The organism is Sphingobacterium sp. (genome assembly GCF_039596235.1).
Lineage (GTDB): Bacteria > Bacteroidota > Bacteroidia > Sphingobacteriales > Sphingobacteriaceae > Sphingobacterium.
Genome location: NZ_JBCNKE010000002.1, coordinates 809,185 through 821,349 on the forward strand (window position 1 = coordinate 809,185; position 12,165 = coordinate 821,349).

Genomic DNA, 12,165 nt, shown 5'->3' on the forward strand with positions numbered 1-12,165 from the left:
AAATTTCAGTAATTGAACATCCGTATTTTATTGCCTTGTTTTCTTTCTGTTTGTAGCATAGGATCTTCTTATGCCCAGGATAATCTATCCATGATAGAGGACAGTACCGAAGTTGTGCATGTTGCCGAAGTGTATATCAGGCAGCAGTACCGGCAACACCTGCAGTATCAGCAGAAATCCGCCAGGATACAGCGGCGCATGTTGCGCAGGCTGCAGCGACAGGAAGCACGCACCGTAGCCAAAATCCGGCGTAGTGATAGTGCCTTGTACGCCCAATATCAGCAACTGAATGCAGTTAGTTTTGACAGCCTCCGCAAAACAGCAGACACCGGTATGTTACGCCGACTGGCGGGCAATAAGCCGGTAAAGGCGCTGGACAGCCTCCAAAAAATCCAATCTTTTATACAGCAGAAAGTGCCCGGTGCCGGATTATCCGTACCCGGTATGGACCAGTTAAATAATCAACTGAATACACAGGAGTACTTGAATACCCAGTTAAAAAAGCGCAGCGATGCACTGAACCGGCTGCTGAGCCAATCGGCCTTCGGTTCGGAGTTAACAAAGCTGAACCGTACTTATGGCTATGCGGCCCAGCAGATGCAGTACTGGAAGAAGATCGTCAGTGACCCGGATGCGGCCGAACAAAAGGCGCTGGACCTCCTGCAGGGCATTGAGGGCTTTAATGAAATGCTGAATCCCTATACCCAACAAGGGATAAACGGAAATAATCTTAGCGCTAAGGACTTGCAACAGATGGGCTTTCAGACCAAAAGTTCGGTGAATGCAGCGCTGGAACAGCAATTTGGCAGCCAGTTACAGCAGGTGCAGCAACAAGCTGCCCGGCAGGTACAGGATTTCAGCAAGCAACTGGGCGTGGAGAAACAACTTAATAAAGTGAGGGGCGCGACTCAAAAGGTAAAGGATGTACGTAACGAGGTGCAGGATGCACAAGGCAAGATAAAACAAGCCAGGCAAGGTATTCGCAATCCTAAAGAAGACCTGAACAATCCTATGCGCGGTATTCCTTTCTGGAAGCGCTGGGAGTATCAATATACTTTACAAACCCAGAGGGCCTCTGCCGATGGCCAGAAGCCGGTCATGTTGCAGGCGGGTATCAATGCGGCCTTCCGCTATAGTCCGCGCATTAGCCTGGGTGTGGGGGTGGACGGTAGTCTTGGACTGGGCCGCGACTGGCAACACCTGAAATTAAGCTATGAAGGGGTAACGGGCCGGGTATTTCTTGATGGCAAGCTGATCTGGGGCATCAGCCTGCAGGGTGGGTATGAGAAGATCCTGCGCCCGCTCAACCGCCCTTATGTGGCCATACAGGAGCGCTACGGCAATGCTTCCAATGTACACACCGCTATGGGCCTGTTGCAGGATGCCGCATATATCGGCTTGATGAAGACGTATCGCATCAGCCGCAATCAACAGGGTACCTTCCTGCTAGGCTATAATTTCCTCAATGATAAATCGGGCATCAACAGCCCCTGGATTATAAGATTGGGGTATAAAATATAGACTATATAAATCTAAACTTTTCATTTATGCTAAATACAAAATACAAATTTATGAGTCGATTGCGTAAACGCCTGCCATCGGTCGTCCTCGGGCTATGTACCCTGGCCACCGCCACAGCACAGGATGTGAGTAAGCTGTACTCGGTAGATCACTACACCGGAGTCGCCAATATCAGCATCCCCATTACCTCTTATCAGCTGAAAAATAATGAGCTGGGAGTTTCCCTGTCCTACAATACCAAAGGCGTGCCCGTACGGGAATTTGCCGGTGTAGCTGGCACACATTGGTCCTTGGCCGTGGGAGGGGGCATAAACAGATCCGTAAAAGGTATTCCTGATGAATGGTATTCCGCCGGTAGCTCCGTATCTAATGATGGAATTATTGCGTCCAATGCAGCACTCATCAAAAAATATACGCATTATAAAGGACGCCTGGTAGTGAGCAAGGAAAACCCGACACAGCGGGCCGATCAGAACGTATATCGCGATCCCGAAAGTGATGAATATAACGTAAGCGTGGGTTCCATGCAGTTTACCTTTTATATAGGACAGGACGGCGGCATCTTTGTCAGCAGCCAGGAAAAATACGGAGTACAGTTCTTTGTAAACGGTCAGCCCTATACCGCACCCACAACGTACAGCGACCGTTACGGGCAGGATATAGATATTCGTGTTACCGACAGACAAACCGGTACGGTATATTTCTTCAGTCCTTCCGTAAAAGAAATCCGACAGGTAAAGCCCTATTTTCGCAGCCCGTATATGTGGTATCATCTCTCCAATTGCGGAGGGCAGTATGATACCGAACTGGCTATTGGCGGACAGGATAGCCGCATCAATGTCAGCTGGAAGCTGGATAAGATCCTGACCACAGATAATGAAACGGTATTATATACCTACAAGACCTTTATTATGCCACCCGGATTCGTCACCGATTCCACCTGGTACCAGGTAAAGGAAACCGGAAATGTAGCGGTAGACACCTTTTCCAGTGGAAGTAGTGACCCTTATTCCCAAACGGTAGATACCTATCAATTAGTAAAGCAGGTAATCCTGCCATACGGTAAAACAATCGAACTGGTCTACGATACCGTAAATACCCGCCTGGAACTGCAGCGCCATGCCAGCACCGCAGGCAATCAGGCATATCCCTATTTTTCCAAACTGGATGCCGTCCTCTATAAAGAGCAGGATAAGCAAATGAAATACACCTTTGACTATAGCTATTTCCATACACCATCTGCCCAGAGTTCACTGGAAGAAACCAATACCTACCTTGGAGATGAGCCCGACCGCTACAGCCTGAAGCTAAAAGGCATTAATGTCGTAGATATGAATAGCGGAAGCGCCAGCAGGCTGTACACCTTTGGTTATAATGATAAAAAACAAAGACGCTTTGGTAGGGGACTGGATTATTATGGCTATTACAACGGAGGAACATCACTGTTAGGCCACAAAGGACACTCGTTGCCAGACCTAACCACGCGGACTACTGATGAGACCTCTATGCAATATGGTATACTGAAAACCATTACCAGTGCGACCGGTAGCAAAGCCACCTTTAGCTACAGCAGCAATGACGCACTTACCGTTGTCAGTTCCGACCTGATTCCCAGCCAGAACTGGACCGGTACCGGTACTACCGGAGATGGATTAAGGCTGAAAGATGTAGTCATCTCAGATGAAAATGAGCCGAATAACTGGTACACACATAGTTTCAGCTACAGCGATGGTCAGTATTTATTGCCCGGTGGCGTATTCGATGTGATCTCCCACTATGCCAATGTCAGCAATAATGATATTCATACTTTCTACCGCTACGAGAACTTTATGAACCCCGGTTATTTCGCACGCGGAAGCAATCATGGATACTCTACCGTAAGCGAATTGAAAAAAGATGCAGCCGGTGCATCGATCAGCAGAACAGACTACACCTTTACCAATTTTAAAGATGGAGCAAGCCCGGCCCGGACACAGGTAGTAGGAGGAGGCATCAGCCATATCGGTTTCCCGTTTACCCGCAAGCAGTACGTACGCACATGGGAACTCGGCCTTCCTGTAATCATCAAATCATTTGATAATAACGGATATATTGTAAAAGAGGAGAACTATGCATACAACTTTATTATTGACAGCACCAGTGCCCAGACCTTAAAAGTACTGGACACCAATGCCGTACCCACCCATATCAAAGACGCAAGTCCCTATGATCCGAAGGTGTACCAGGGCTTTACTTCCTGTCTGAACCTGTATTACTACCGCTTAGTAAAAGACCCATACCGCCCCTTTAAAGGAGTAGCCCTGGTAAACCAGAAAACAGAGAAGATCTATACCGGTTCTACCACCTACGCAACCTATTATACAGACTATAGTTACGATAGCCGCAACAACCTGAAAAGCGTACGCCAGCATAACAGCGATGGTAATTATACCGAACAGCGGACCATCTATAACTATGACCTCACTCCCGATACCAGTACCGTACTGGCAAAAATGGTTACGGACGATATGGAAAAAGTAGTAGCCACCGAAACCTGGCTAAACGGTACCAATTCCGGTACCCGCAACAGCAACTCCCGACTGCTAAACGCTTCCCTGTTCCAATATACCACCGTTGGTAACAGCGTCATCAATAAAGTCGTGTACAACACCGCCCTTGATCAGCCCCTGAGCTACAGCACATATATGGGTTCACAAAACACTATTTCACCGCAGGTGAGCAATACATACGCCAATCCGGGCGCAATGGCTAGCTATGTACTGAAGGTTAGCAATGTAGAAAAGTTCAATACCAAAGGCAATCCTGTAGAAACCTACGTGCCGCAGAGTGATGCGTATAAATCCATGATCTGGGACACCCTGAGCGGTAAGAAGACCGCCGATGTAGTGAATGCCCGCCAGCACGAAATTGTCTATGCCGGATTTGATCAGGCGGCAGCAGAGCAGAACCTCACCAGTAACAGTGCACACCTGAGCTTTTATAATGGTTCCGTGATGAGCATACCCAGTATAGGCTATACCGTTCCGGTGAGCAAGCCGCTTGTAGGCAAAGGCGTATATGTACTGGAACCGGTTGGTAGTACCACCAAGGAACTCTATACCAGCAGTCTGGAATCGGGCAAAAAATACCGGGCTACCTTCTGGGCCTCCTCCAATGCTGTGCCAGCCTTTGGTATAGAAGGCGGTACCCAGTTTAGCCTGAACCAAATTGCACAGAAAGGAGAGTATAAGCAATATGAAGTGCTGTTTACCCCAACGGCAACCGGCCAGAAAATCGGCTTCCATAGCAACAGCGGCTATATAGCCCTGGAAGAGATCCGCATACACCCGGTCGGTGCTGTGATGGAAAACTACCGCTACACGCCATTATTTGGTACATCGGTAACCACCGATGCCCTGGGCCGTATGACCTTTTACGAGTACGACGGGCTGGGTCGCCTGGTGCTGACCCGCGACCAGGACGGCAACATCCTGAAACAAACCGAATATGGAATCGGCGCCCAGTACTAACCCCTTTAACCAGACAAAAATATAATTTATGAACGCTTTCCAAAAGCTCCGATATATATCCTTAAGCCTGCTGCTGGGCCTGGCCTGCAGCAGCGTGCGGGCGCAGAATACGCCCAATCTCAGCCAGACAGCAGTACCCGGTACCAGTACCGTAACCGTACCGCTACCTGCCAGTAACATTAAATCAAAAGTCAACTATACCCGTACGTATATACCCAAAGTGCGCAGGTCTACACCCATAGAAAGTATGTACCTGAGCCAGCCTGATCCAACCAAAGTAGCGATCACCACCACCTATACCAATGCACATGGGGCAACAGACCAGCAGGTAAATAACTATACCTACAAAACCAGTAGTGGCAACTACCAGCATACAGTGGCACCCGTAGACACCCGTATAACAGGAGGTAATCAGTACAGCTTCCAGCCATATAGTTCCAGCCTGGCCTTTTATAACAACAATGCCCTGTCCGGTTCAGTAAACTACCATAATGCCAGCCGCTACCCCGAAGAAGCCACCGGCATAAGTTCCCCAGGCGTAATTTCTGTGGGGCAAACCATAAATACCAGTACACCAACCGAACGTAGTGTAACCACACAAGCTCCGGGTAAAAGTCGCATAGGTCAGGGTCGGGGTACCGTAACCACCAGTATATTGAATGCCGGTTATGACGCAGCGTTTAAACCGGAAGCTAATATTCGCCTCTGGAGCATTAGTAATGGCCTGCCGGTAAGCAGCAGCATTTACGGAAACGGAACACTTGTCGGAAACCGGATAACGAATGCAGACGGTTCAATAAAAGTTGCCTTCAGTGATCGGAAGGGTAAATTAATATACGAATGTAACCTGCTCAGTTCCACTTCCGACATAAATGGAGTAACCAATATTTATGGCATCACCTACTATGTTTATGATGATTTTGATCGCCTGCGCTTTACCATCACTCCCAAAGCCACCGATGCGATCAAGAGCAACTGGGTAATGACTACTGCCATACTGCAGGAGCTCTGTTTTGAGTACCAGTACGATGCGATGGGCCGCCAGGTAGCCATCCATAAACCCGGTGAGACCGGCTTTACCGAACTGGTATATGATAAGGCCGGTAAGACCGTCATGCGCCGCAGCCCCCTGGAAGCCAGTATGGGTAAATGGGAACTGGTGTTTCACGACAACAGTAACCGCGTGATCGCCACCGGATTACTGACCGATAATAATACCCGTGCCTTCTGGCAGGCACAGGCACAGAGCCAGGGTTCCTCCGCTACGTCCAGCCAGCCGCACTACTATATCTGGGGTGCCGGAAAAGGCACCCTGCCTCCGGGAACCGGCATCACCAATACCGAGATCCTGAGCTATAACTATTACGACGATTATACCAATGCCCCCTTAAGCAGCCAGTCCTTCAGCAGCAGCTTTATACAGCCCTGGCTGAGCACTAATGCCACTGCAGAAGCCTATGTACAAGGTAACAGCACCTACGGTCGCCTGACCGGGACCGCCGTAAAGATCATCAAAGCACCCGGCGCCACTACCGGCCTGCAAGATTGGATCTATAGTAAAGTGTACTACGATAGCCTGGGTCGCCCTATTTATACACTGAGTCAGAATGCCAGCGGAGCCATTGATACCTCTGCGATACAATATAATTATACTGGACAAATCCTTACCGAGGTACTGAGCCACAATGCAACCGTAACCGGTGGAAATGTGCGCAGCCTGCAAATCACCTCCAACCTGTACGAAGACTATAGCGGTCGCCTTCAGGAAAGCAGCCGCAAGATCAATAACAAAGGCTGGGAGCGTATGGTCAAGTTCACCTACGATGAGCTGGGCCGCATACTGACCAAAGAAGTGGGTAATGGGGCAGAGACCCAGACCTTTACCTACACGGTAAGAGGAGAGCTCAAAGGGATCAATGAACAATATGCCCTTACCGGAGATAAAGGCGGCAAAGGCGTTACTTTTGGCGAAGCCCTGCGTTATGACTACGGTTATGAACTGGCCCGATACGACGGCCTGCCTACCGGTATGGTCTGGAGGGGATCGGGCGGCAGCAATGTTACTGCCAATGCTTATGGCTACTGGTACGATAAAGCCGGCCGTATGACCAATGCCTTTTATAACGAAGCCGCCGCCACTGGCAGCAATGTACCCACCAGCTGGACCATAGCCAACAAGAACTTTTTGGAGTCCGCCTCTTATGATGTCAATGGTAATATCCTGCGCATGAACCGATCAGGTGTGATCCCCGGTACCCAGACCCCCGTGGCCCTGGACCGCCTCGTGTACACCTACCAGACCAATAGTAATAAGATCGACAAAGTAATTGACCAGAACACCAGCAATTATGGCGTAGGCGATTTCCAGCAAGGAACGGCACAAGGCTACTCCTATGATGTGAGCGGTAACCTTACCGAAGACAAGAGCAAGAACATCACCGGCATCACCTATACCTCTTTCAACAAGCCACAGGTCATCACCTTTGGTAACGGGTATAAGATCTACTACAGCTACGATGCAAAAGGGAACAAAGTACAGGAGCTGATGGCCGAGGCCAGCACTACCAAACTGAATTACCTGGCCAATGGATTGTATAAAAATGACATACTGCAACAGCTGAGTACCGCCGAAGGCCGTACCGATATGACGAAAACTACGCCACAGGAGCAGTTTTTCGTAAAAGACCACCTGGGCAATATCCGTAGCATTGTGTCTTCATCACAAACCTCAGAAGTCATTCCCGGAGGTATGATGGCCCAGCAGTATCAGGCCAGCAATGAACTGGCAAATGCCAATAATGAAGAGCAAATCTTTGATAACCTCAGCGCCGTACGGGAAGACAAGCCCGGAAGCCTGAGCACTAGCGATACCAAAGCCGCAGAACTGGATGGAAGCTACCCTGAAAAAATGGTAGCCTCAACAATCCTGCTAAAAGTAATGGAAGGCGATAAGTTGCATATTGATGCCATTAGCCTCTATAACAGTCTGGGTGATAAATCCACTAATCCAGAAAACAACATAGTAGCCCAAATCATCAGCAGCGTAGCCGGTGTATCGGGGAGTCTGCCTCCCGGAGAGCTGGGCGTAGGTACTGATATGGCCAACCAGATGTTTAACAGTGCAGAAGCGCTACAGGCATTTGAAAGCCTCAAAGAAGCTGCTACCGACCCCCGGGCACCAAAGGCTTACCTTAACTACCTGTTCTTCGACGAGCGCATGCAACTACAGCCCCAGCACAGCCAGCTGTGGCAGGCCACCGGCGCCGATGAATGGGCAGCGGTAGGTATGCAACAGGAAGAAACCATAGTAGCGCCGCAGAACGGATACGTTGCCGTTTACCTAAGCAATGAAAGTCAGATGCCAGCCTATTTTGACAATATGCTGGTGAGCCAGGAGCCGGGCATACTGATTGAAGAGAAGCACTATTACCCTTACGGCCTGCCGATGGCCGGCATGGGCAGCGCCGCAGCCGGCAGTTTAACTAACCGTCAGCGCTACCAGGGTAATGAGTACCGGGAGGAGCTAAATCTTAGATGGATGGATTTCCATAACAGACAGTATGATCCGCAACTTGGCCGTTTCTTAAGTATAGATCCAATGGCCGATGACGACGGGCAACAAGTGTTAAGTCCATATCATGCCATGAGCTGTAACCCGGTGACGACTGTAGATCCTTTAGGATTAAAAGGCCTGGAAGTAATGAGTGTAGGTATGCAGATCATGACCCCGCAGGAGATTGCTTATTGGAGCGGAGGGAATCATGCGTTTGATCAGTTTCAGGAAGCGTTAGACTTTAATAACCTGGTTCACGAACTTACTTCTGATGCCTTACAGGGAGACGAACAGGAAAGTGGATATGCAAGCAGTAATAGCGATGGGTCTGCGGGAAGCATGGAAAGTGCTTCAGGAACCACCACAAGTTCCTCGGATGAGGATCAGGTTGCTATGGCTCCAGGGGGCGCGGTTTCCATCCCTCTTTCCGGAGTATTTGCGGAGTACTTAAAAGAAGTTACTTTTACAACGGGGCTTGAAGTATCTATAGATTTAGCTGCCACAGCAGCTTTTGCGGCCAGATCGTTAAGTCTTACAGTTACGGCGGTAGCGATGCCTCTAACTGCAGGCGCTGGATCAAGTCTTGATGCAAGGGAGGCATCATTATATAAAATGGCCTGTGAAATTGCAGGAAGAACAGGCGCCGTCCCAAAATCTTATGTACATGGAAATAGTAATAAAAATCAAAATACTCATGGAGTATATGTAATTTATACCGGTAGTCCGTTTGGAATAGACATGACCGTACAGAAATATGGCATTACCGGAAATGTGGATTTTCCTCAAAACCGGCCTCAGTACCAGGTGAACAAGTTTAATCGTGAGTCTAAAGATGGTAGTGTTTATGGGTGGCGTTGGGTAGCCTATCCAGTGCCAGGTAGAGAGATGGCTAAAATGGTAGAGCTATATTATGTTACTCAGTATTTTATGACTACTGGAAATTGGGTTGATTTGCCTCCCAAACAATTCCAACCTGATCCTAGAAAAAATCCAACTTATATTAAACGGTAATAAATTATGCATTTAGAATGTTTCATTGAATTTAAAAATATTAAAGATGTAACCCCCTATTCTATTATGGGGAGGGAAATCTCGGTTATTTGTAGGTATATTGTACATCAATACTTCCGTAAAATTAAGATCGGCTCGACAGGATTAAGGATTTTTTTGACTGAACTTGATCAGCCGGAACGAATTGAAAAACCTATTAAAGGCGTTTATCCATTAGTGAATTACTATAAGAGGTTTGATTTTCAAGAATATTTCAAGCTAAAGGATAATCATTCCAAGAAGGTTTTAACTATAAAGCTTTTGAAGCAAGCAGTTTTGGAGGTTGCAAACGAAATGAACTGGGATATAGATGTATTACTTGATGCATTTACAGAAGTAGATAAATTGAATTATCAATTTATACACCTATCAAACAAACTACGCTTTAAAGGAGTTAAGCAACAAATTCAGTTAGAGACTAATAGTGAGCCAGGATTTTATCATTATAGCTTGCTTGTGTTAGAGAAAGGTAATTTAATTAGCAAGCATAAAGTTGTAACCTTAAATGCCTTTTATAATCATTTTTTTGAAGGTAACCGCATAATTTCTGAGATGAAATGGGAAGATGCAAACACCTTTGTCATTTCTGGTAAGAAGGGGGAACTGGAGCGCATCAGATTTGAGTATAAACTGGATGAAGATAGGCTAACCAGGAAATTTATTTTAGAACCCGCTATCGTGGATGAATTTATGGAAGAGTTTGATCTGGCAACTACGATGGATGAACAAAAAATTGAAATGGTGCTACGAAATAGAGATACAAGTAAATGGCATATTTATATTTAATCCAGAACTTTTCTTCTTTTTGAATAGGAATAAGCATAAGCTGCTTGTTATGGGTAGCTTATGCTTTAATTGATTAGCCATTAATTTGATTGTTAAGAATACACTTCAATCATAAAATTTACTACATCCTAAATGAAAAGAAAAATGCAATGAATTTAGAATGTTTTATTGATGTCACTACGGTGGATGTGACTATACCTTACATTATTTTGGGAAAAGAAATGTCTGTGATCTGCAACTTGATCGAGCACGAGTATTTTCGGAAGATAAAAATAGGCTCCACAGGTTTGAGGATTTATTTGATCGAGCCAACTCAGCAGGAAAAGATTGATAGACCGATAAAAGGGATTTACCCCTTAGTCAATTATTATAAACAGTTTGACTTTCAGGAGTACCTACAATTAAAAGACAATGATTCCAAAAAAGCTCTAACCGTAAAAATGTTAAAGGAGGCAGTTTTGAAAATTGGGAATGAAATGGACTGGAATATAGATGTATTACTCGATGCTTTTGCGGAAGTGGACAAATTGAATTATCACTTTGTCCACTTAACTAATAAAAAGCGATTTAAGGGAGTGAAAAGACAAATGCAGGTAGAGACTATTGTTGAGCCCGGTTTTTTACATTATAATTTACTGGTGTATGAAAAAGATACCTTAATGAGCAGGCACCATATCGTAACCTTAAATGCTTTTTATAATCTCTTTTTTGAAGCCAATCGCGTGGTTTCAGAAGCGAAATGGGAAGATGCAAACACATTTGTCGTTTCAGGTAAGAAGGGGGAACTGGAACGTATCAGATTTGAGTATAAACTGGATGAAGATAAGCTAACCAGGAAATTTGTCCTTGAGCACGCTATCGTGGAAGAGTTTATGGAAGAGTTTGATCTGGCCACAACCATGGATGAACAAAAAATTGAAATGGTGCTACGAAATAGAGATACCAGTAAATGGCATATTTATATTTAATCCAGAACTTTTCTTCTTTTTATATAGGAATAAGCATAAGCTACTTGTTATGGTAGCTTATGCTTTAATTAGCCATTTATTTGGTTGTAAAGAATGCCCTTCAATCATAAAATTTACTACAACCTTAATAAAAAAAAGCCGATATGTATTTAGAATGTTTTATTTGGAGTGATGCCTCAGACCGATCGGTTTTATACTCCAGAATGGCTCGTGAAATGTATATTATAGCCAATTTTATCGAACATGAGTTTTTTCGGAAGATAAAAATAGGCTCGACGGGATTGAGGATTTATTTGATCGAGCCTACCCAGCAGGAAAAGATTGATAAACCGATTAAAGGGATTTACTCTTTGGTAAACTATTATAAACAGTTTGATTTTCAGGAATATTTCCAATTAAAAGACGATCATTCCAAAAAGGCTTTAACAGTAAAAATATTGAAGGAGGCAGTTTTGAAAATCGCGAATGAAATGGACTGGGATATAGATGTACTACTCGATGCTTTTGCAGAAGTGGATAAATTGAATTATCATTTTGCACACTTAACCAATAAAAAGCGATTTAAGGGAGTGAAAAGGAAAATGCAGGTCGAGACTATTGTTGAGCCCGGTTTTTTACATTATAATTTACTGGTCTATGAAAAAGATACCATAATGAGCAGGCACCATATCGTAACCTTAAATGCTTTTTATAATCTCTTTTTTGAAGCCAATCGCGTGGTTTCAGAAGCGAAATGGGAAGATGCAAACACATTTGTCGTTTCAGGTAAGAAGGGGGA

General features: G+C 45.7%; 6 protein-coding genes. All 6 read left to right on the forward strand.

Translation table 11 applies throughout. From position 1 onward, the window contains the following. The first annotated feature begins 90 nt into the window (after positions 1 to 90). Positions 91 to 1,521, forward strand: a complete 1,431-nt coding sequence (locus tag ABDW32_RS07420) for a hypothetical protein (RefSeq protein WP_343560944.1) — start codon at positions 91 to 93, stop codon at positions 1,519 to 1,521. Positions 1,522 to 1,547: 26 nt separating this feature from the next. Further along, positions 1,548 to 5,030: a hypothetical protein gene (locus tag ABDW32_RS07425; protein WP_343560946.1), complete on the forward strand. Its 3,483-nt coding sequence runs from the start codon at positions 1,548 to 1,550 to the stop codon at positions 5,028 to 5,030. A 28-nt stretch (positions 5,031 to 5,058) separates the two neighbouring features. Then, positions 5,059 to 9,594, forward strand: coding sequence for an RHS repeat-associated core domain-containing protein (locus ABDW32_RS07430; RefSeq protein ID WP_343560948.1), 4,536 nt, complete (start codon positions 5,059 to 5,061; stop codon positions 9,592 to 9,594). A gap of 6 nt (positions 9,595 to 9,600) precedes the next feature. Continuing rightward, the gene (locus ABDW32_RS07435; RefSeq protein ID WP_343560950.1) at positions 9,601 to 10,419 is read left to right on the forward strand and encodes a hypothetical protein; all 819 of its coding nucleotides are present in this window, start codon (positions 9,601 to 9,603) and stop codon (positions 10,417 to 10,419) included. Between the two features lie 149 nt (positions 10,420 to 10,568). After that, positions 10,569 to 11,387 (forward strand): hypothetical protein, encoded by an 819-nt coding sequence (locus tag ABDW32_RS07440; RefSeq protein WP_343560952.1) that lies wholly within the window; start codon positions 10,569 to 10,571, stop codon positions 11,385 to 11,387. Between the two features lie 143 nt (positions 11,388 to 11,530). Further along, on the forward strand, positions 11,531 to 12,165 hold a 635-nt coding region (locus ABDW32_RS07445), incomplete at its 3' end, for a hypothetical protein (protein ID WP_343560954.1).

Excerpts from the sequence above, each read along its gene's own strand:
- ABDW32_RS07430 (WP_343560948.1), top strand. The coding sequence starts at position 5,059 with ATGAACGCTTTCCAAAAGCTCCGATATATATCCTTAAGCCTGCTGCTG.
- ABDW32_RS07435 (WP_343560950.1), top strand. The coding sequence starts at position 9,601 with ATGCATTTAGAATGTTTCATTGAATTTAAAAATATTAAAGATGTAACC.
- ABDW32_RS07420 (WP_343560944.1), top strand. The coding sequence starts at position 91 with ATGATAGAGGACAGTACCGAAGTTGTGCATGTTGCCGAAGTGTATATC.
- ABDW32_RS07440 (WP_343560952.1), top strand. The coding sequence starts at position 10,569 with ATGAATTTAGAATGTTTTATTGATGTCACTACGGTGGATGTGACTATA.
- ABDW32_RS07425 (WP_343560946.1), top strand. The coding sequence starts at position 1,548 with ATGCTAAATACAAAATACAAATTTATGAGTCGATTGCGTAAACGCCTG.